The following is a 20,062-nucleotide window of genomic DNA, read 5'->3' on the forward strand; positions in this document are numbered from 1 at the left end:
CCTGACCTAGAGAATCATGGGTGATTCGCCTTGTCCAGAGGCAAAGGTAAAAATCCGTTAACTATTTATATTTTCGTATTTTTCGGGCGATTCGAATCGCCGGGCGAGGCGGCCGCCGCGTGGTGCGCGACGGCCGGACCAAGCAAAATCACCCTTTAAGCGTGCGCTCGACGATATCGCGCACGTCGGTGGAAAGGTCGGGCGCCCGCTCGATCTCGATCAGGGCAGAGCGGGCGTGATCGGCGCGTATCGGCTCCAGCGAGCGCCAGGAACGCATCGAGGTGAGAATGCGGGCTGCAAGCTGTGGGTTGCGGCCGTCGATCTCGAGAATCTGACCGGCGAGGAAGCGATAGCCTTCGCCGTCGGCCCGGCCGAAACCGGTCGGGTTGGCAAAGGCGAAGGTTCCGACCAGCGCCCGCATCCGGTTCGGGTTGGTCCGCTTGAAAAGCGGGTTCTCCATCAGGCCGCGCACTCGGTCCAGCGCCTTGGCGCCCGGAATGCCGGCCTGGATCGTGAACCATTTGTCGATGACGAGTGCGTTTTCGGCAAAGCGATCGCGGAAGGCGGCCAGCGCCTCGCTTGCCTCCGCACTGTCGGGGAAACGATGGGCGAGGATCGTCAGCGCATGGCTGAGGTCGGTCATGTTGTCGGCTGCGTCGAAGGCTGCCTTGGCGCGCGCAGGTGTCTGTTCGGCGTGCGAGAGATAGGTCAGCGCGCTATTGCGCAGCGCCCGCAGGCCGGCGCTCTTGGCATCCGGGCTGAAGCCGCCGGATGTCGCCATCGCCGCGTAGAGGCCGGCAAAGACATCCTTTCCGGCGTCGGCGATCTGTTTGAGGATCGCCTGCCGGCCGGCATGGATGGCGTCGGGATCGTTGTTGCCGCCGAGTTCGCGGGCAATATCGGATTCGCTCGGCAGCGCCAGCGCCTGGGCGCGGAAGGCCGGTTCGAGGCTTTCGTCGGCAGCCGCCGCAATCAGCGTCTCGACAAAGGTCGGCTCGCAGACGACCGGCTTGCCCTCGCGCGCGTCGCGGGCAGCCTTCAGAAGGTTCGGCAGCGCCAGATCGGTCAGCGCCTGCCAGCGGGCGAAATGATCGGTCTCATGACGGGCGAGATGGGCGAGATCGGCCGGGCTTTGATCGAAATGCAGGTTGATCGGCGCCGAGAAGCTGCGGTTGATCGAAACGACCGGGCGCGAGCCGATGCCATGAAACACTGCCGTCTGCGTGCGGCCGGTCAGGTGCAGCACCTCGCCGGCATATTCGGCGCCGTCGACCGAGCTCGGCGCGATCTTGCCGCCGTTTTCGCCGAAGAGCGCCAGGCTGAGCGGGATATGCATCGGTTCCTTGCTCGACTGGCCGGGTGTAGCGGGCGTCATCTGTTCGAGCGACAGGGTGAAGCTGCCGGCCACCGCATCATAGCTGCCCGATGCGGTGACGAGCGGCGTACCGGCCTGGTGGTACCAGAGCGAGAATTGCGTGAGGTCGCGCCCGCTCGCATCCTCGAAGCATTTGACGAAATCCTCGATCGTCACCGCCTGCCCGTCATGGCGGTCGAAATAGAGGTCGATGCCCTTCTTGAAGCCGTCTCTGCCGAGCAGCGTCGCGATCATCCGCGTGACTTCGCTGCCCTTCTCGTAGACGGTCCTCGTGTAGAAATTGTTGATCTCGCGATATGTCGTCGGCCGCACCGCATGGGCGAGCGGGCCGCCATCCTCCGGAAACTGCTCGGACTTCAGGTGGCGCACATCGGCGATGCGCTTGACCGGGCGCGAGCGCTGGTCGGAGGAAAATTCCTGGTCGCGATAGACCGTCAGGCCTTCCTTGAGACACAGCTGGAACCAGTCGCGGCAGGTGATGCGGTTGCCGGTCCAATTGTGGAAATATTCGTGCGCGATGACCGCTTCGATATTGGCGTAGTCGGCATCGGTCGCGCTCTCAGGATCGGCAAGGACGTATCTGTCGTTGAAGACGTTGAGGCCCTTGTTCTCCATCGCCCCCATGTTGAAGTCGGAGACGGCGACGATCATGAAGATGTCGAGATCATATTCGCGCCCGAACCTCTCTTCGTCCCATGCCATCGAGCGCTTCAGCGCATCCATGGCGTAGGCCGCGCGCGGCTCCTTGCCGTGCTCGACATAGATCTTCAGCACCACGTCGCGGCCCGACATGGTGGTGAAGGTGTCTTCGACGACGCCGAGATCGCCGGCAACGAGGGCAAAGAGATAGCTCGGCTTCGGATGCGGGTCGAACCAGGCGGCGAAATGCTTGCCGGGGCCATAGCCGGCGCCGCCGAGGAAGTTGCCGTTCGACAGGAGCAGCGGATTGGCCTCCTTGTCGGCGATGATGTTGACGGTGAACGGCGCAAGCACGTCGGGCCGGTCGGGGAAATAGGTGATGCGGCGGAAGCCCTCCGCCTCGCACTGCGTGCAATAGATGCCGCCGGTACGATAGAGGCCCATCAGCTGGGTATTGGCCTCGGGGTTGATGATCGTGGTGATCGTCAGCTCGAAGGGGGCGCTCTCCGGCAGGTCGCGCACGATCAGGCTTTCCGGCGTCGCATCATAACGCGAAGGGTCGAGCTCCACCTGGTCGAACAGCAGCCCCGCCAGCGTCAGCTCGTCGCCGTCGAGCACGATCGGCGCGGTAATGTCGGCGCCCGGGCGACGGTGAAAGATCAGACGGGCTTCGACCTTTGTCTCCGTCGGATCGAGTTCGAAGGTCAGGTCCACGCGTTCCAGCACGAAGTCGGTGGGACGGTAATCTGCCAGATGAATGACCTGGCCGGTATCTGTTCGCATGGTGTTTCCTGAAGACCGTTATTTGACAACCGCGGATACAGAGGCGGGCGCACTCTGCGAGAATTTGCCGGGCATGATTACATTAAAGTCTGAACTAAAGTTAAAGCAAATTGCCCGTGAACACGAAGTTCACGGGCAAAATTTATCCTGATGTCGATTCCGATTTAAGGATTATGCAGCGGGATTTTCTTTCGCTACGATGGCGGCGTCACCTGTTGCGTTCCCGAGTCGAACGCGTCTCCCCGTTCGTTCAAGTCAGCATTAGAGCCAGGATCATGCACTCGGTTCTCAGAAACCCGATGAGAGGCATTGCGCTGAAAGTCTCGTCGGTCGTGGTCTTCCTGGCCATGCAGACCTGCATCAAGCTGGCCGGCCCGGATATTCCGCCGGGTCAGGTCACCTTCTGCAGGTCCTTCTTCGCGCTCTTCCCGATCATGGCCTATCTCGCCTATATCGGACAGCTGCGCGCCGCCTTCCACACCGCCAATCCGGTCGGCCACCTGAAGCGCGGCACGATCGGCATCCTGTCGATGGCTTTCGGTTTTTACGGCCTCCTGCATCTGCCGCTGCCGGAGGCGATCGCCCTCGGCTACGCATTGCCGCTCGTCGCCGTGATCTTCGCCGCCGTTTTTCTCGGCGAGACCGTGCGCATCTATCGCTGGAGCGCCGTTCTGGTCGGCATGGCCGGCGTTGCCATCATCTCCTGGCCGAAGCTCACCCTGTTTCGCGACGGCGGCATGGAAACCGAACAGGCCGTCGGCGCGCTGTGCGTGCTGTTTTCGGCGGTTCTCGGTGGCATGGCGATGATCCAGGTGCGTCGCCTCGTCGAGGAGGAGAAGACGGCGACGATCGTGCTGTATTTTTCGCTCACCGCATCGGTCTTCTCGCTGGCTTCGCTTCCTTTCGGCTGGCTCGTCCTGCCATGGCCGTCGGCGCTTTATCTGATCGTTGCCGGCTTTTGTGGCGGCGTCGCGCAGATCCTGCTGACCGAAAGCTACCGCCATGCCGACGTCTCCACCATCGCGCCGTTCGAATATACATCGATCCTGCTTGGCGGCATCGTCGGCTACTTCGTCTTCGGCGACGTGCCGAGCATCACGATGCTGATCGGCACCGTCATCGTCGTTGCCGCCGGTATCTTCATCATCTATCGCGAGCATCAGCTGGGTATCGAACAGCGCGAAGCGCGCAAGGCGACGACGCCGCAGGCCTGAGTTCACGGCAGGAATGGTCAATTCTTAGGATGGCGTCGACCTCAGGAATATGATTGTTGAACATGAGAAACTATCATTTATTCAACGCTGTGCACGGCTGGCGGGCCGCTGCCGCCGCGGCTTTCGATATTACTGCTCCGAACGCTGGTCTGCGAGCGGAGGTGGAGAAAAGCATAATGGCATTCACGGCGGAGCAATTGGCGGGGAACTGCTCCTTTCTGACGAGTATCCGCTTTCTGGCCGGGCAAACGCGCGGCATGTTCGACGCCGGCCCGCGTCTGGCACGATTGCTCGCCTCCCACCAGCGCTGGCTGCTGACCCAGACGGCCTATGCCCTTCACCTGGAATATGATCCGCGCGAGCCGACCTCGGGTTTTACCGCCGTTCGGCTGACCGGCCGCATCACCGCCCACAAGGTGGCCAGCCGTAACACCGTGCTCGCCTTCATCGAAGAACTCTATACCTACCGCTTCATCACCCATACGCCCGGCGACGAGCGGCGCCGGCCACGCCATTTCGAGCCCGCCAATGTCAGCCATCAGGCGATGTTTGCGTGGATTCACGCCAATCTCGCCGCGCTCGACCTGCTCGACGGCGGTGAACGGGCGGCTGTTTTCCAGGCAAATCCATCATTGATGAGGCTCGTTCAGCCGCGCGTTGCCCGCCACTGCCTGGAAGATGCCGCCTGGCGGGAGCCGCCGGCGCAGGTGGCGTTGTTTCTCTGGACCGAAGCTGGCGGCCTCGTCGTCGACAACTTCATCGCCAGGATGGATCCGGAAGACACCGGGGCGGGCAAGTTTCTCGTCGGCCGCGTCGAAACCCGCGCGCTTGCCGCCGATTTCATGATGTCGCGCACGCACCTGCAGCGGCTCCTGGCAAAGGCGGCGCAGCGCGGCTGCGTCGGCTGGCATGATGAGCCGCGCAAGACGCATCTTTGGATATCGCGGCATTTCGTCGAGGAATATTGCGCTTGGCAGGCGGTCAAGTTCGCCTATGTCGACGAAGCCTTCGAATGGGCGAAGGCCCGGATCGAGGAAATGACCGCCTGATCAGATTGCCGCAGCGCCTGTGCTTTGGCAGGACGGCCGCATTGCACTCTCCTATGGCGTTGCCGCCACCGGAGCCCCGCAGACATCGGCAACGACCGAGCGGAACCATTGATGCGCGGGATGAGTGTGAAGGCGCTCATGCCAGACAAGCTTGTAGATCAGCTTCTCGGTCTCGAAGGGTAGGTCGTAAGAGACTAGTCCGTGCTGCGCTACCAGCCCCGCGCCGGGTCCGTTGATAAAACCGCTTGGCACACAGGTCAGCAAGTCGCTTCTCGCGACAATTCTTAGCGCATCTGCAAAGTGATTGACGACCGCGGCGATTGTCCTTCTACGACCATGTAGACTCAGCCAGCCATCAACGACCCCTAGATCGACTCCGGATGGAGTTACCAGCACGTGCGACGCTGTGACGAACCGGCCCAAATCCATTTCGTTTCCCACTTTGTGCCCCGGCCGCATAACGCAGAGATAATGATCCGTCCGAAGCCCTTGAACATGGATGTCGCGCGGAAGTGACGGAAACATTCCGACGGCGCAGTCAAGCGTGCCGCGATCTATTCCCTCGAGAGAGCTCGCATTGGTGTGGAAGGAAAACGCCACCCGGGCATAGGGCGACATTGACTGTAGCTTCAGCGTGATGCCGCTGACCGCCTCTGCAGCGAGGCTGTCGGTGATGGCAATTCGGAAACTGGTCGGATCCGTGCGGGGATCAAATTGCTCGGGTGCGATCGAGGCTCGGATAGCTGCCAATGAACGATGGAGTTCGGGCCAGATCGCCATCATCCGCGCGGTAGGCTGAACGCCCTCAGCGACCTTCAGGAACAGTTGATCGCGCGTCAGGCTCCGGGCGCGCCTGAGTGCGTTGCTGACGGCTGGTTGGCTCATCGACAGACTGGCGGCGGCGCGCGTCACATTCCGCTCCAGCATGATCGCCTCGATAACCACGAGCAGGTTCAAATCCAGCCGCATATTATTCACCTCAGTTATAACGGTTACCCCTAAAACGAAATTGGACGATTCAAATCTTTTGCGCAACTCTATTGCCAGGACCCAAGGCGGCATGAACGAACATGCGGCTGCAACAGACACAGTCGGCTGCGCCGATATTGCGAGGATTTATTTCATGAATGATGCTCCTGCCGGAGACCTCGGGCTGAAGTTGACCGGAAAGATCAGCCCAGACCGTATTCAGCTGCTGCGCGCACCCCGGCCGCCTGCGGGTCTGGTCGAGAAGTTCAAGCATATTGCCGATGCTACCAGCGTCATTGCCGACGTCATGGACGAGCTGGGCATCACTGGCGCCGTCGGTGCATCGGTTCTAAAGCCGACCTTGCCACACGCCAGCATCGTTGGCCCGGCCCTAACCGTACGCAACATCATGCAACGCGAGCACGTCTACGAGACTGCGCGTGGCCGCGTGAATCGCATGGCGGAGTTCGAGGCGCACAATCTGGCGCTGCCCGGAGACGTCATCGTGATCGATGGCGTTCTTGGTGTATCCAACATGGGTGGCATATCGGCGCAGACCGGCAAACGGCAAGGCGAAGCCGGGGCGATTGTCTCCGGGGGCATCCGTGACGTCGGTCATTCCCGCCGTGTGGAATATCCGCTCTGGGCCACCGAGATCACGCCCGTCACTGGGAAATGGCGTATCGAAACGGTGGAGATCAACGGCGATATCCAGATCGAAGGCGTCCGGGTATCGCCCGGCGATATCGTCGTGGCCGATGAAACCGGGGTCTGCTTCATCCCGATTGCGCGTGCTGTTGAAGTGCTGGAACGGGCGCTGGCGAAAGCTGCCTTCGAGCACGAGAAATGTAGCGCGATCGACTTCGGCACGCCAGTTGCCGATCTGCCGAGCAAGGAGTGAGTTCAATGGCCAATCTCACCCCGAGACTGCGTGTTGCGATCCTCGACGACTATCAGGACGTCGTTCGTACGCTCGACTGCTTCAGCAAGCTTGAGGGCCATGAGGTAAAGATTTGGAACGATACGGTAGCCGATGTGGAGATATTGGCGGAACGGCTTGCGGCTGTTGACGTGCTGGTGCTGCTCCGCGAGCGGACCAAGGTGGACGAAGCGCTGGTCAGCCGGCTGCCGAAGCTTAAGCTGGTCAGCCAGAACGGTCACGTGCCACACATCGATCTCGCCGCATGCACGCGTTACGGCGTGCTCGTTTCCTCGGCGCTGACGCAACGCCCTTCCTACCCGACGGTAGAGTTCACCTGGGGTTTGATTTTGGCGGCGATGCGCAACATTCCTCTTGAAAGCGCAGCGCTTCGCAAAGGCTCATGGCAGAGCACAGTTGGGCTCGGCCTGCGCGGGCGGACACTTGGGATTTATGGCTTTGGCCGTCTCGGCTCCATGGTGGCGCGGATCGGCAGCGCATTCGGCATGGAGTTGCTGATTTGGGGCCGCCAGGGCTCGCTGGATCGGGCGCGTGCGGAAGGTTTTCACGTTGCCCCGAGTAAAGAGGCATTTTTCGAACAAGCAGACGTACTCAGCCTGCACTTGCGCCTGAATGCCGAGACCACCGGCCTCATCGGCCCGGGTGAGCTTGGCCTCATGAAGCCGACGGCGCTGCTGGTGAATACCAGCCGGGCGGAGTTGATTGAGCCGGGGGCGCTTGTCGCGGCGCTGCGCAACGGTCGGCCTGGAAAAGCGGCGGTCGATGTGTTCGAGCATGAGCCGCTGACCGACCCTCACGATCCCTTGCTGTTGCTGCCAAACGCCTTGTGCACGCCCCATCTCGGCTATGTCGAGCGTGATAATTACGAATTTGCCTACGGCAATGCCTTCGACCAGGTCGTGGCTTTCGCCCAGGGGATGCCGATCAACATCCACAATCCGGATGTGTTGAAACAGGGAGCACTGCAATGAACCTCGAGCTTGACGGGAAAGTCGTTCTGGTCACCGGCGGCAGCAAAGGCATCGGACTTGCCTGCGCTCGGGCATTCGGCAGCGAAGGCGCCCGCGTCGTCATCGTGTCACGCAGCCAAGACAACCTGGCCGCCGCCAAGGCGACACTTGCGGCGGACGGCATCGACGTCACGCCCTTTGCTGCCGATCTTGCCGACGGGGCGGCGGCCGAACGGACAGTGATTGCCGCCGAAGAGCAGGTCGGGCCGATTGCCGTGCTGGTCAATTCTGCGGGTGGCGCCGTTCGCGTGCCCCCGAGCGAGCTAACGCCGGACAAGTGGCGCGTGGCCATGGACGCGAAGTTCTTCACCTACATGAACGTCATGGACTTCGTCCTGCCACGCATGGTGGCGCGGCGCACGGGAGCAATCGTCAACATCATCGGCACCGGAGGCAAGATCGCATCACCGATCCACATTCCCGGCGGTGCTGCCAACGCGGCGCTGATGCTGGCTTCGGCAGGCTTGGCTGCTGCCTGGGGCCATGCCGGCATTCGCGTCAACGTCATAAATCCCGGCGCCACCATGACTGACCGGGTGCAGATGTCACTGGATGCAGAATCGCGCGCGACCGGAAAGCCCCCTGAGGAACTGCTGCGTCAGAACCAGCAGCGCATACCGCTCGGGCGCTACGCTACGCCGGAGGAGGTGGCCGATGCGGCGCTTTATCTTGCAAGCGCGCGAGCATCCTACGTCACCGGCGCGTCGCTGACTATGGATGGAGGGTTGACGCCGCTCGTCGTGTGACCGGCCGAGCCGGGAATTCAACATTGGGAGGAGATCGAAATGTTCAGCTGGTATCGTGAGTTAACAAAACGAGAGCGAAATACGTTCTGGGGATGCTTTGCGGGATGGGCGGTAGACGCGATGGATGCACAGCTCTTCAGCTTCGTGCTTCCGGTGCTGATCGCCGCCTGGGGCATGTCGACGGCGCAGGCGGGCTATCTCGCTACAGCCACACTCATTTCTGCGGCAGTGGGCGGGTGGGCGTGCGGCTATCTGGCGGACCGGTTTGGCCGCGTCCGCATCATGCAATTCACCATTTTATGGTTCTCGGTCTTCACCTTCCTCGCGGCCTTCACGCAAAATTTCGAACAACTCATCATCGTGAGGGTGTTGCAGGGGTTGGGGTTTGGCGGTGAGTGGGCGGCCGGCGCGGTGCTGATGGGCGAGATCATCCGGCCTGCTCATCGCGGCAAGGCGGTGGGAAGCGTTCAAAGCGGCTTCGGCGTCGGCTGGAGCGCGGCGGCAATCTTGGCCGGTATCGTTCTCGCCCACATACCGGCGGAATATGCGTGGCGGACCCTGCTGATGATTGGCGTGCTGCCTGGCTTTCTGGTGCTTTACCTGCGCCGATCGCTGGAGGAGCCGGAGCTTTATCAACAGACCCGTGCTGCGATTAAGGCTAGTGGCCGCGACCCGGGCCTCAGTGCGATCTTCGGCCCTGGCGTTCTGCGCGTGACAATCCTGGCGTCGCTGCTGGCCTTCGGCGTCGTTGGTGTCGGCGGCGCGATCGTCAACTGGCTGCCGACGTTCATGAAAACGGTCCGTCATCTCTCGCCCAGCGCCTCCGGCTATTACATCTTCCTGGTTACGGGCGGCTCCTTCTTCGGTTTCCTGGCGAGTGCGTATTTGTCCGACGTGCTCGGCCGGCGCCGCACATTTCAATTGTTTCTGGTCTGCTCGTGGCTCGTGACCATCGCCTATATGTTCCTGCCGCTCTCAGGTTGGGGACTCATCTTGATGGGAGTGCCATTCGGCTTTTTCACGATCGGAAACTATGCCGCACTTGGCCCCTTTTTCACGGAGCTGTTCCCAACGGCGGTGCGTGGCAGTGGTCAGAGCTTCGCCTACAACTTCGGCAAGGCCGCCGGTGCCATCGCGGTCTCCTGCATCGGCATCTTGGCACAGTGGATCACATTGGCGGAGGCCATCGGCTTGATCGCATTGCTCGGCTACAGCATCGCGATCGTCGCAACGCTGCTGCTCCCGGAAACGAAAGGCATTCGGCTTACGCCAAGCATGGGACCGGCTGCCGAGGAGCAGGGCCCGTCGATCGCAGTGTCGGAACAAACTGCTCCCGGCAAGCCCTGACCGTCCCCGAAAAGCCAGGCGGAACCGGCCGCCGGGCTTCTCACCAAGCGAAATGTCCAAGGTCCGCCAAGCGCATCTGCTTAGGGATGCTGGACAAATTCGACCACTTCCGATGGAGCCTGGAGGCGTCCGTTTCTCAGAACAAGGAGTGAGTGATGAAATCGATTTTTCCGCTGCTGTTTTGCGCGATGACCCTGATCACACAGGCGGGAACGGCAGAGGCCCAAGATGCGGGCGGACCCATGCAAATCATTGTCGCAACACCGCAGCAGCTTTCCATCACTGAGAGCGCGTCGAAGACAGTCGGTGTGTCTCAGGTCGGCGGCCAGAGCGCAAAGGTACTCTACGGCGATCCGACGAAGCCTGGACTTTATACCGTTCTGCTGCACCTCGAGCCCCACAAGCGCATCATGCCGCTGTCACACCCAGACTCCCGGTTCGTAACTGTCTTGTCGGGAACCTTCTACGTTGGGTTTGGCGACACCTACAATGAAGCCAAGCTCAATAGGTTGCCGGCGGGAGGGATCTACACTGAGCCCGCCAACGCCAACCACTTCGGGGAGACGCGAGACGAGCCCACTCTCGTCGCGATAACCGGATATGGGCCGAGCGGCACGAGCTACGCGAATCCGGCCGATGCGCCAGGCGCGGTCACGAAATAGGTCCATATCCCGCCAGGAGAGCGCTTGCAGGCAGGCATGCGTGGAGACTGGTGTCATAGCCTTTCCCAGAGGGCGGACATGGCTGCCGAAACATGCACTCCGGGCAACAGAGAAAAGCACTTAATGAAAGGAAAACAGATGTCTCAATCGTCAATGCCCGATCCGACCGACATGGGGACGAAGGCGAGCGCCGCCGCAAGCCGCCGCAGGAGTATCACCGTCGATGGCCTCGCCCACAAGTACCCGGTGCCGAACGCTTGCCGGATCGGTAACCTGATCGTATCGGGTGCGATACATGGGGTAGACCGCGAGACGCGTACCATGCCGGAGGACCTGCCCTCCCAGTGCGCCCACGTATTCGCAAACATGAAAGCGATCGTGGAGGCTGCCGGCGGCAGCGCCGAGGACATTATCAAGATGACGATCTACCTGCGCGACCGCGACAACCGCGGTCCGGTGAACGCGGAATGGGTGCGCATGTTTCCAGATCCCGAAACCCGGCCGGCTCGACACTCTCAGCCCTTGCTGGTGGAGGGCCCTTCGCTGGTTCAGTGCGATTTCATGGCGGTGATCGGAAGGGTGGACTGATGTCGATGGCAGGTCGCTTTACCAAAATCCGGCCGCGTCGAACGTCGCCGCCGTGAGCTCTGGCACTTGCATTCATCCGCTAAAACCAAGGCGTAGAACGCCTAACTGGCGACCACGGAACGATCGTGGAGGGGGAAATTATGATGCAGATCGGCGCAACGAAAGAAGTTGCCAAGAATGAAGCCCGCGTCGCTCTTACGCCGGAAGCGGCTCTCCAGCTGAAGAAGCTGGGTTATGGGTGCGTCATTGAAGCAGGGGCCGGAAGGCAAGCCGGTTTCTCCGACGAAGCCTACCGCGCGGCCGATGTGACAATCGTTGCCACGGCGACAGAGGTCTATGAGACAGCGGATGTCTTGATAAAGGTCCGCCCGCCCGAAGCCGCCGAACTCGATCGCCTCGGCAGTGGAAAGACGCTCATCTCGTTCTTTTATCCGGGCCAGAACAACGCTCTTCTCGAACAGGCCCGGTCTAGCGGCGCCAACGTCATCGCCATGGATATGGTGCCGCGCATTTCCCGCGCACAGAAAATGGATGCCCTGTCCTCCATGGCCAATATCGCCGGCTATCGCGCCGTCATCGAGGCCGGCAACAATTTCGGTCGTTTCTTCACAGGCCAGGTGACGGCCGCCGGCAAGGTGCCGCCGGCAAAGGTGCTGGTGATCGGCGCCGGGGTTGCCGGGCTCGCGGCGATCGGCACGGCGACTTCACTGGGTGCCATCGCCTATGCATTCGATGTAAGGCCGGAGGTGGCCGAGCAGATCGAGTCGATGGGCGCCGAGTTCGTTTACCTCGACTTCGACGAAGTGCAACAGGATGGCGCGGCGAGCGGCGGATATGCCGCGCCGTCCTCGCCGGAGTTCCGGGAGAAGCAGTTGGCCAAGTTTCGCAAACTTGCGCCTGAGATCGATATCGTCATCACCACGGCGCTGATCCCCGGGCGAGATGCTCCAAAACTCTGGCTTGCCGACATGGTGGCGATGATGAAGCCCGGATCGGTTGTGGTCGACCTCGCCGCCGAGCGTGGCGGCAATTGCGAGCTGACGGTCGCCGATGAGCGCGTCGTTTCCGACAATGGCGTCATTGTCATCGGTTATACGGACTTCCCGAGCCGTATGGCCGCCCAGGCCTCGACGCTTTACGCGACGAATATCCGCCACATGCTGGCAGACCTGACGCCAGGTAAGGACGGCCAGCTCGTCCACAATATGGAAGACGATGTCATCCGCGGCGCCACCGTCACCTACCAGGGCGAGATCACCTATCCACCGCCACCTCCGAAGATCCAGGCGATCGCCGCGCAGAAACCCAGGGAAAAGCCGAAGGAACTGACGCCGGAGGAGCGGCGAGCCAAGGAGGCGGCCGCCTTCAAAGCGCAGACGAAGAAGCAGGGTGTGCTTTTGGCTGCGGGAGCCGCGCTGCTGCTTCTCGTCGGCGCCTATGCTCCGGCCACCTTCATGAACCACTTCGTCGTCTTCGTGCTCTCCTGCTTTATCGGTTTCCAGGTCATCTGGAACGTGTCGCATTCACTGCACACGCCGCTGATGGCCGTGACGAACGCGGTTTCCGGCATCGTCATCATCGGGGCGTTCCTGCAGATCGGGTCCGGTCATTGGCTGGTGGTGGTGCTGGCGGCGCTCTCGCTGCTGATTGCCACCATCAACATTGTCGGCGGCTTCCTCGTCACGCGGCGCATGATCGCCATGTTCCAGAAGTCTTGAGCGGGTAGGGAACTTCAGAAATGACTATCGGTATCGTTTCGGCCGCCTATATTGCAGCCGCAGTTTTCTTCATCCTGTCGCTTGGCGGATTGTCCGGCCAGGAAAGCGCTAAGCGTGCCGTCTGGTACGGCATCGTCGGCATGGGCCTTGCGGTCACCGCCACCGTGCTTGGCCCGGGTGTTGGCAACGGGTTGGTCATTCTCCTGGTGATTGCCGGCGGCGCGGTATTCGGGACCTATGTGGCCAACCGCGTGCAAATGACGGAAATGCCCCAGTTGGTCGCGGCGCTGCATTCCTTCGTCGGCCTGGCTGCCGTGTTCATCGGCTTCAATGCCCATATGGAGGCCGCGAATGTCGCCGGCATGGATGAGGCGGCCCGCGCGGCGCTCGACGGCTTTGCCGGTATCCTTGCCCATAAGACGCCAGTAGAACTCATCATCATGAAGGCTGAAGTCTTCCTCGGCGTCTTCATCGGTGCTGTCACCTTCACCGGTTCGGTCATTGCCTTCGGCAAACTTGCCGGTCGAGTGGACGGCAAGGCGAAAAAGCTGGCGGGCGGCCATTTCCTCAATGCCGGTGCAGCGATCGGCTCGCTGATCCTGCTCATGATGTATGTGAATGGCGAAGGCGTCTGGACGCTCGGCCTGATGACGGCGCTCGCCTTCTTCATCGGCTATCACTTGATCATGGGCATCGGCGGCGCCGATATGCCGGTGGTGGTGTCGATGCTGAACTCCTATTCCGGCTGGGCGGCTGCGGCGATCGGCTTTTCGCTCGGCAATGACCTGTTGATCGTCACCGGCGCCCTGGTCGGCTCCTCCGGCGCGATCCTTTCCTATATCATGTGCAAGGCGATGAACCGCTCCTTCGTCTCGGTCATCCTCGGCGGCTTCGGCGCGACCAGCGGACCGCAAATGGAGATCGTCGGCGAGCAGATCGCCATCGATGCGGATGGCGTGGCGGCTGCGCTCAACGATGCCGACAGCGTCATCATCGTGCCCGGCTACGGCATGGCGGTCGCTCAGGCTCAACAAGCTGTTTCCGAACTCACCCGCAGGCTGCGCGCTGCCGGCAAGAACGTCCGCTTCGCCATCCATCCGGTTGCCGGACGCCTGCCCGGACACATGAACGTGCTGCTTGCCGAGGCCAAGGTCCCTTACGACATCGTGCTTGAGATGGACGAGATCAACGACGACTTCCACGAAACCGATGTGGTCATCGTCATCGGCTCCAACGACATCGTCAACCCGGCAGCTCAGGAAGATCCCAATTCGCCGATCGCGGGCATGCCGGTCCTCGAAGTTTGGAAGGCCAAGCAGGTTTTCGTCTCCAAGCGCGGTCAAGGAACCGGCTATTCCGGCATCGAGAACCCGCTGTTCTTCAAGGAGAACACCCGCATGTTTTACGGCGATGCGAAGAAGTCGATTGGTGAATTGCTGGCAATGACGAACTGAAGCGAATTCGCTGAGGCGCTTCGGCAAGACTTTTCAGCGATCGCGCAGGCTGTACATCATTCACGCTTGTGATGATGGTCCCGTGGAAGTCATTTGTTTGCTACGGCTATTGTATGACCACCTCAGTGTCTGGACCCGTATCGGTAGGAAAGCGAATGGCACGACTGACGCGTGAGCAAAGTCAAGCACTTACGAGAGACAAACTTCTCGAATCCGCTTATGAGATGATGGCCCGGTTTGGTTACGGCGGAGCGTCGATCGAGCGCATCGCCGAGGACGCTGGGTTTTCCAAAGGAGCGTTTTATTCGAATTTTGCAAACAAGGAGGACATTTTCATTCAACTCCTTGAAGGCAATGCAGGTCGCGACGTCACGGAATTAACCGAGCTTCTGGACAAATACGACAATCCGGAAGAGCTGATCGATGTGTTGGCGAACTGGGCGAGCGAACGGGGAGGGGACCGGAGGTGGGGCTTGCTTGCCATCGAGTTGCTGCGCAGGGCGCAAGATGACGAGATGTTGGGGGGCCGCCAAATCAAGCTTTTTCGGGATCAATGGGAGGGCGTAGGAAAAATCCTTATCCGAAAACTGGGTCTGGTACTGCGGCCACCTGCCAGTGCATTCTACATCGGCGGCATAGTCCTTGAACTGACATATAGCGGTATTTCCAGCTTCCTTAAGGACGGCGCGCCCGGGGACCTGTTGAAGATCGTTCTAGGTTCAATGTACTGTGACTCCCATCGAGCCAACGCCACCACCGCTGTCTCGAAATGAGGTCTCCTTGCCGCGCCGCGTCGGCCAGAGAGCTGGCGGCAGCAAAAAAGCCCGGAGGGGACTCCATGTGGGATGGCGATTGACAGCAGCAAGACATCGGGATGTTGCGTGGTGATTTGTGGTCAAATAGTGGGCGATCAAGCCAATGTGCTTGAAATGCCGATGCCAATCAGCCCTGTCATCGCCGCCATACCACCGAGGAAGCTGAACTCCTATTCCGGCTGGGCCGCAGCAGCGATCGGCTTTTCGCTCGGCAACGATCTGCTGATCGTCACCGGCGCCCTTTGTCGGCTCCTCCGGCGCGATCCTTTCCTATAGCATGTGCAGGCGATGAACCGCTGCTTTCAGTCATCCTCGGCGGCTTCGGCACGACCAGCGGACCGCAAATGGAGATTCTCGGCGAGCAGATCGCCATCGATGCGGATGGCGTGGCGGCTGCGCTCAACGATGCCGACAGCGTCATCATTGTGCCCGGCTACGGCATGGCGCTTGCCGAGGTCAAGGTCCCTTACGACATCGTCAACCCGGCAGCTCAGGAAGATTCCAATTCACCGATCGCCGGCATGCCGGTTCTTGAAGTGTGGAAGGCAAGGCAGGTGTTCGTCTCCAAGCGGGGTCAGGAACCGGCAATTCCGGCATCGAGAACCCGCTGTTCTTCAAGGAGAACACTCGCATGTTCTATGGCGATGCGAAGAAATCGATTGGTGATTTGCTGGCAATGACGAACTGGGAGCGGGTTCGCTCCTGAGGTCATTCATAATTGTTATAATGGTACCGTCGAACTCTGAATTAGACGAATGTAAAGCGCCGGTGCAACCTGAGCCCATTCAGAACTGGGGCCGGCGACACTTCATCCTCTCGAATATTCGCGTCATCGCGCCACCGGTCCGTAACGACAGCCAAGGAGGCAACCACGATGAAGAACCGACCGATCGATCCTACGCGCCGCTCCCTCCTCATCGCGTCGTGCCTCTGCATAGGGTGCGCGATCCCTGGCCCGCTATTTGCTGATGCTCCGATGGTAAAGAGTGAGGCACCCGAATTCCATCGTTTGATGGTTGGTGACTATGAGGTGACGGTGCTGTCTGACGGCAAAAACCCGCTTGCGGCCATGAAACTGCTGCGAGGTAATTCCTCACGAATTGCCGACGCTCTGAAAGGCGGCTTTCTCGGAGAACAGGTAGAGACTTCTCACAATTCCTTTCTTATCAATACGGGTGAGAAGCTGGTGCTGGTCGACGCAGGCGCCGGCACTCTATTAGGCCCACATACCGGCAAGCTGCTGTACAATCTTCGTGCCTCAGGCTACCGGCCGGAGCAGGTGGACGAGGTCTACCTGACGCACATGCATACCGATCACATCGGTGGTCTGATCGTCGGGGGAGAGCGCGCTTTCCGGAACGCTGTTGTTCGCGCGGACAAGCGCGACACGGACTACTGGCTGAGCGATGAAAACATGCGAGCTGCTCCGGCAGAGGCGAAGCGCTTCTTCCAGGCCACTGCGGCTTCGTTGTCTCCCTACATAAAAGCTGGCAAGCTCAATACGTTTGAAGGCAGTGCCGACCTAATCCCTGGCATTCGAGCTCGGCCGGCCTATGGACATACCCCCGGACACACGATGTACGAGGTGGAGAGCAAGGGTGAGAAACTCCTTGTGTGGGGTGATATCGTCCACGTTGCCGCAGTTCAGTTCGTCGATCCAACTGTGACAATCGGTTACGACGTCGATCCGGTCGAGGCCGAACAGGAGCATTGGCTCGTCTTCGACGATGCGGCACGGAACCGATATATGGTCGGTGGCGCACACCTCCCGTTTCCGGGACTCGGTCACGTGCGCAACAACGGAGACAGAACCTATGCTTATGTGCCGTCGATCTAATTTTCGATATTAGCATCGCGCATTCCTCCGAAGCCCTGCTCTCAATTCGAGCACGACACCAATCCCGGAGATTGTGACTTGGATGAGCTTTGCCGGCGACATGCGGGCCGATTGAAGACAGCAAACCACTGGGTTGCCATGCAATCCTACTTCGCTCCGATTACCTCGGTGAGGCAGGCGGCCCGATCAAAGGGCAGGCAATGCGCCTGCCGCTCAATATTGCTGGAAGTCCGAGAAAATGGCGTTCGGGCGCGCCGTGCGGCTGTTGATGCCGGTGCCGCGGGCGATCATCTGTTCGTTCGTGGCGAAGCCGAAGCGGCTGTAACCATGTGTGGAGCGAAGCTGGTCGCCGGCAAGGCGAAGGGTTTCAAACCCGGAATGGATAGGACGAAATCTCTTGTTCATGGCCTTGGTTCCTGTGATTCCTCCCAAGACACAGGCTTATATTGCAGTGCAACATAGATTCTACAATGCATGCTGGCGCGATGCAGCTATGCGAAAAATGCATGGTGCGCTTCATAAATTATTCAAGTCAGGCTAATTTCTGAGCAGAGAGAGGGATTTGAGTTTTGCCTGAAAGGCGAGAAGATCGTTCCAGGCCAGCCGCTTGTTGACGGGTGCGGTTAACAGATCCTGAGGATGCAGGCTGGCGATGGCCGGAATGGCGCGATCGGCGATGACGATGTCCTTCCAGCGGCCGCGCAGGCCGTGAATCGTATCGTTTTCCCCGAGGAAGAATCGCGCCGCGAAGTTGCCGAGCAGCAGGATCGCCTGCGGTTCGGCGAGCGCGATCTGGCGCTCGATGAAGGGCCGGCAGATGTCGATCTCGGCCGCCGACGCCGCCCGGTTGCCGGGCGGGCGCCAGGGAATGACCTGCGTCAGCAGAACGCTCGAGCGGCTGAGCCCGATCGCCGCCAGCATCTTGTCGAACAACTGGCCGGACTTACCCGAGAAGGGCAGGCCTTCCCGATCGTCTTCGGCGCTCGGCGCCGAGCCGATCACCATGATGCCGCTTTCGGCATCGCCGCTGGCAAAGATGGTCGAGCGGGCGCTGTGCTTGAGATTGCAGCCGTTGAAGGCTTCGATCGCGGTCTTGAGCTCTGCCAGCGATCGCGCCGCTTCGGCGACGAAGCGCGCCTGCTGCACCGCCTCGCCGTCGGGAATCGCCGGTTGCGGGCCGGAGACCGGGGCCGGACGCGCTGCTGCCGTCGGGCGCGGCAATGTCTGGCGTTCTCCGCTGTTTGGGCGCTCTCCGACCGCGGGACGTTCCTGCTGCGCCGACGCCGGACGGCGCGCCGCCTTCATCGCCTCGAACTCGGCGAAGCGGTCGACCGCCTCTTCCTCCAGCAGCCATTCCACGCCGGCATCCGCATGGAAATGCAGAAGCGCTGCCAGCTCGGCGGGGGAAAGGTCGTTGGCGGAGATCATGCGGCAAGCTTAACGGAGAGAAATGGGCATTGAAAGGGCAGGCGGCACATTGGCCGCTCCTGCCGGCTTTATTGCACAGTCCATTGCGCGATGTCGTCGCGCTCGCCGATCAGCGCCAGGCCATGGGCGATCGACAGCAGTTCGCCGCCGCTTTCGATCCGGTCGCGCTCGAAGCGCTCGGTGAAGATGCGGCGCACCGCCGGCACGAAGGAGGTGCCGCCGGTGAGGAACACCTTGTCGATCTCGGCAGCCTTCGTCTCGGTCTTGTCGAGCACCTCGTCGAGCGCGCCTTCGATGCGGGCGAGATCCTCGGCGATCCAACCTTCGAAATCGCTGCGCTTGATGCTGCGGCGGCCGCCGCGGCCAAGCGGCGCGAAATCGAAAGGCGCCTCCTCGGCGGCCGAAAGCGCCATCTTCGTCGCCGAGACCGCCTGATAGAGTGGGTAGCCTTCGTCATGGTCGATGAGATCGATGAAGATCTCCAGCTTTTCCGGCTCCAGGCTGGTGCGCACCAGCTTCTTCAGATCCTCGAATTCGCGCGTGGTCTTGAAGATCGACAGCTGGTTCCAGCGGCCGAAGCTGGAATAATAGTTGGACGGCACTTCGAGAACCTTGTCGAAGCTCTTGAAATGGCTGCCCTTGCCGATCAGCGGCGCGACGATGTTGTCGATCATCCGGTAGTCGAAATGGTCGCCGGCGACGCCGACGCCGGAATGGCCGATCGGCGTGGCCGTCAGCCTGCCGGCGACGGTCTCGAAGCGGATCAGCGAATAGTCGGTGGTGCCGCCGCCGAAATCGGCGACCAGCACGGTCGCATCCTGCTTGAGGTTCTGCGCGAAGTAGAAGGCGGCGGCGACCGGCTCGTAGACATAGTGGATTTCGGGAAAACCGAAGCGCGACAGCGCCTCGTTGTAGCGTTCGGTCGCCAGATCAGGATCGGGGCTGGCGCCGGCGAAATGCACCGGACGACCGGTGACGATGCGGCTGACATCGGAAGGCCAGCTGTCGCCGGCATAGTTGCGCAGGCGCCGCACGAAGACCTCCATCAGGTCCTCGAAATTATGGCGCTTGGCAAAGATCAGCGTGCCCTGGAACAGCGCGCTTGCGGCAAAGGTCTTGATCGACTGCAGAAAGCGGCACTCGCCGGGATTGTCGATGAATTGGCGGATCGCCGCATGGCCCGCCTCCACCTTCAGCGCCGAGGCGCCGAGCTGGGCATCCTTCATGAAGGAAAGCGCCGTGCGCATGCTGTCGGCCGTTCCCGCCGTGCTCGTGAACGCCATCGAGCGCGTTGCCCCGCCATCCGCCATGGCGAGAACCGTATTCGTCGTGCCGAAGTCCAAACCCAGCGCCTGAGCCATGCCCGCACCTCTTCATGCCGATTGTTATGGAGACGGAGCGTTGCTCCGCGAAGGGCGAAAGGACGCCCGGATTCAGGAGGGCGGGTGATGCCACAGAGGCGTGACACATTCAAGAGGATCGAAAGTT

17 protein-coding genes and 1 pseudogene are annotated in these 20,062 nt (G+C 61.0%); 13 read left to right on the forward strand and 5 right to left on the reverse strand.

All coding sequences use genetic code 11. The annotated features are described in order from the left end of the window. Window positions 1-148 precede the first annotated feature (148 nt). Window positions 149-2,797 carry an aminopeptidase N gene (pepN, locus tag CO655_RS20660; protein ID WP_097666255.1) on the reverse strand — a complete coding sequence of 883 codons (2,649 nt, stop codon included), beginning with the start codon at window positions 2,795-2,797 and terminating at the stop codon, window positions 149-151. 275 nt (window positions 2,798-3,072) lie between these two features. Here pepN and CO655_RS20665 point away from each other — a divergent pair, with 275 nt between their 5' ends. Continuing rightward, window positions 3,073-4,011, forward strand: a complete 939-nt coding sequence (locus CO655_RS20665) for a DMT family transporter (RefSeq protein ID WP_097666257.1) — start codon at window positions 3,073-3,075, stop codon at window positions 4,009-4,011. A gap of 176 nt (window positions 4,012-4,187) precedes the next feature. After that, window positions 4,188-5,060 (forward strand): hypothetical protein, encoded by an 873-nt coding sequence (locus CO655_RS20670; RefSeq protein WP_097666259.1) that lies wholly within the window; start codon window positions 4,188-4,190, stop codon window positions 5,058-5,060. A 51-nt stretch (window positions 5,061-5,111) separates the two neighbouring features. Here CO655_RS20670 and CO655_RS20675 read toward each other — a convergent pair whose 3' ends face one another. After that, window positions 5,112-6,029: a LysR family transcriptional regulator gene (locus CO655_RS20675; RefSeq protein ID WP_097666261.1), complete on the reverse strand. Its 918-nt coding sequence runs from the start codon at window positions 6,027-6,029 to the stop codon at window positions 5,112-5,114. A gap of 91 nt (window positions 6,030-6,120) precedes the next feature. Between CO655_RS20675 and CO655_RS20680 the strand changes: the two genes are divergently transcribed. The 11 genes and pseudogenes from CO655_RS20680 to CO655_RS20730 all read left to right on the forward strand — a co-directional run bounded on the left by CO655_RS20680 (window position 6,121) and on the right by CO655_RS20730 (window position 17,146). Continuing rightward, window positions 6,121-6,930, forward strand: coding sequence for an RraA family protein (locus CO655_RS20680; RefSeq protein WP_245423864.1), 810 nt, complete (start codon window positions 6,121-6,123; stop codon window positions 6,928-6,930). Between the two features lie 5 nt (window positions 6,931-6,935). Then, the gene (locus CO655_RS20685) at window positions 6,936-7,940 is read left to right on the forward strand and encodes a D-2-hydroxyacid dehydrogenase family protein (RefSeq protein WP_210201026.1); all 1,005 of its coding nucleotides are present in this window, start codon (window positions 6,936-6,938) and stop codon (window positions 7,938-7,940) included. Next, window positions 7,937-8,725 carry an SDR family oxidoreductase gene (locus CO655_RS20690; RefSeq protein ID WP_097666263.1) on the forward strand — a complete coding sequence of 263 codons (789 nt, stop codon included), beginning with the start codon at window positions 7,937-7,939 and terminating at the stop codon, window positions 8,723-8,725. Before CO655_RS20685 ends, CO655_RS20690 begins: the two co-directional genes overlap by 4 nt. Window positions 8,726-8,764: 39 nt before the next feature. Beyond that, window positions 8,765-10,072: an MFS transporter gene (locus tag CO655_RS20695; protein ID WP_097666265.1), complete on the forward strand. Its 1,308-nt coding sequence runs from the start codon at window positions 8,765-8,767 to the stop codon at window positions 10,070-10,072. Between the two features lie 155 nt (window positions 10,073-10,227). Beyond that, entirely contained in the window at window positions 10,228-10,734 is a 507-nt protein-coding gene (locus tag CO655_RS20700; protein WP_097666267.1) for a cupin domain-containing protein, read from the forward strand. 171 nt (window positions 10,735-10,905) lie between these two features. After that, window positions 10,906-11,322, forward strand: coding sequence for a RidA family protein (locus CO655_RS20705; RefSeq protein WP_097666293.1), 417 nt, complete (start codon window positions 10,906-10,908; stop codon window positions 11,320-11,322). A 143-nt stretch (window positions 11,323-11,465) separates the two neighbouring features. Next, window positions 11,466-13,040 carry a Re/Si-specific NAD(P)(+) transhydrogenase subunit alpha gene (locus CO655_RS20710; protein WP_097666269.1) on the forward strand — a complete coding sequence of 525 codons (1,575 nt, stop codon included), beginning with the start codon at window positions 11,466-11,468 and terminating at the stop codon, window positions 13,038-13,040. A gap of 20 nt (window positions 13,041-13,060) precedes the next feature. Beyond that, the gene (locus tag CO655_RS20715; RefSeq protein WP_097666271.1) at window positions 13,061-14,494 is read left to right on the forward strand and encodes an NAD(P)(+) transhydrogenase (Re/Si-specific) subunit beta; all 1,434 of its coding nucleotides are present in this window, start codon (window positions 13,061-13,063) and stop codon (window positions 14,492-14,494) included. 155 nt (window positions 14,495-14,649) lie between these two features. Then, window positions 14,650-15,267 (forward strand): TetR/AcrR family transcriptional regulator, encoded by a 618-nt coding sequence (locus tag CO655_RS20720; protein ID WP_097666273.1) that lies wholly within the window; start codon window positions 14,650-14,652, stop codon window positions 15,265-15,267. Between the two features lie 174 nt (window positions 15,268-15,441). After that, window positions 15,442-16,015: pseudogene (locus CO655_RS20725) on the forward strand (NAD(P)(+) transhydrogenase (Re/Si-specific) subunit beta); the annotation flags it as partial. A 168-nt stretch (window positions 16,016-16,183) separates the two neighbouring features. Beyond that, complete coding sequence (locus CO655_RS20730; protein ID WP_097666275.1) at window positions 16,184-17,146, forward strand: MBL fold metallo-hydrolase; 963 nt, start codon at window positions 16,184-16,186, stop codon at window positions 17,144-17,146. Between the two features lie 213 nt (window positions 17,147-17,359). On the opposite strand, the gene CO655_RS20735 is transcribed toward CO655_RS20730, so the two are convergent. The 3 genes from CO655_RS20735 to CO655_RS20745 form a co-directional block, all read right to left on the reverse strand. Continuing rightward, window positions 17,360-17,551: a hypothetical protein gene (locus CO655_RS20735; protein WP_010035016.1), complete on the reverse strand. Its 192-nt coding sequence runs from the start codon at window positions 17,549-17,551 to the stop codon at window positions 17,360-17,362. A gap of 132 nt (window positions 17,552-17,683) precedes the next feature. After that, window positions 17,684-18,574, reverse strand: a complete 891-nt coding sequence (locus CO655_RS20740) for a uracil-DNA glycosylase (RefSeq protein ID WP_097609043.1) — start codon at window positions 18,572-18,574, stop codon at window positions 17,684-17,686. A gap of 68 nt (window positions 18,575-18,642) precedes the next feature. Further along, window positions 18,643-19,935, reverse strand: a complete 1,293-nt coding sequence (locus CO655_RS20745) for an Hsp70 family protein (RefSeq protein WP_097666277.1) — start codon at window positions 19,933-19,935, stop codon at window positions 18,643-18,645. Between the last annotated feature and the right edge of the window lie 127 nt (window positions 19,936-20,062).

This window comes from Rhizobium sp. M1, assembly GCF_002531805.1.
Taxonomy (GTDB): domain Bacteria; phylum Pseudomonadota; class Alphaproteobacteria; order Rhizobiales; family Rhizobiaceae; genus Rhizobium; species Rhizobium etli_C.

Excerpts from the sequence above, each read along its gene's own strand:
- CO655_RS20735 (WP_010035016.1), bottom strand. The coding sequence starts at position 17,551 with ATGAACAAGAGATTTCGTCCTATCCATTCCGGGTTTGAAACCCTTCGC.
- CO655_RS20680 (WP_245423864.1), top strand. The coding sequence starts at position 6,121 with ATGAACGAACATGCGGCTGCAACAGACACAGTCGGCTGCGCCGATATT.
- CO655_RS20720 (WP_097666273.1), top strand. The coding sequence starts at position 14,650 with ATGGCACGACTGACGCGTGAGCAAAGTCAAGCACTTACGAGAGACAAA.
- CO655_RS20690 (WP_097666263.1), top strand. The coding sequence starts at position 7,937 with ATGAACCTCGAGCTTGACGGGAAAGTCGTTCTGGTCACCGGCGGCAGC.
- pepN (WP_097666255.1), bottom strand. The coding sequence starts at position 2,797 with ATGCGAACAGATACCGGCCAGGTCATTCATCTGGCAGATTACCGTCCC.
- CO655_RS20715 (WP_097666271.1), top strand. The coding sequence starts at position 13,061 with ATGACTATCGGTATCGTTTCGGCCGCCTATATTGCAGCCGCAGTTTTC.
- CO655_RS20705 (WP_097666293.1), top strand. The coding sequence starts at position 10,906 with ATGGGGACGAAGGCGAGCGCCGCCGCAAGCCGCCGCAGGAGTATCACC.
- CO655_RS20695 (WP_097666265.1), top strand. The coding sequence starts at position 8,765 with ATGTTCAGCTGGTATCGTGAGTTAACAAAACGAGAGCGAAATACGTTC.
- CO655_RS20700 (WP_097666267.1), top strand. The coding sequence starts at position 10,228 with ATGAAATCGATTTTTCCGCTGCTGTTTTGCGCGATGACCCTGATCACA.
- CO655_RS20670 (WP_097666259.1), top strand. The coding sequence starts at position 4,188 with ATGGCATTCACGGCGGAGCAATTGGCGGGGAACTGCTCCTTTCTGACG.
- CO655_RS20685 (WP_210201026.1), top strand. The coding sequence starts at position 6,936 with ATGGCCAATCTCACCCCGAGACTGCGTGTTGCGATCCTCGACGACTAT.
- CO655_RS20675 (WP_097666261.1), bottom strand. The coding sequence starts at position 6,029 with ATGCGGCTGGATTTGAACCTGCTCGTGGTTATCGAGGCGATCATGCTG.
- CO655_RS20665 (WP_097666257.1), top strand. The coding sequence starts at position 3,073 with ATGCACTCGGTTCTCAGAAACCCGATGAGAGGCATTGCGCTGAAAGTC.
- CO655_RS20745 (WP_097666277.1), bottom strand. The coding sequence starts at position 19,935 with ATGGCTCAGGCGCTGGGTTTGGACTTCGGCACGACGAATACGGTTCTC.
- CO655_RS20710 (WP_097666269.1), top strand. The coding sequence starts at position 11,466 with ATGCAGATCGGCGCAACGAAAGAAGTTGCCAAGAATGAAGCCCGCGTC.
- CO655_RS20740 (WP_097609043.1), bottom strand. The coding sequence starts at position 18,574 with ATGATCTCCGCCAACGACCTTTCCCCCGCCGAGCTGGCAGCGCTTCTG.
- CO655_RS20730 (WP_097666275.1), top strand. The coding sequence starts at position 16,184 with ATGAAGAACCGACCGATCGATCCTACGCGCCGCTCCCTCCTCATCGCG.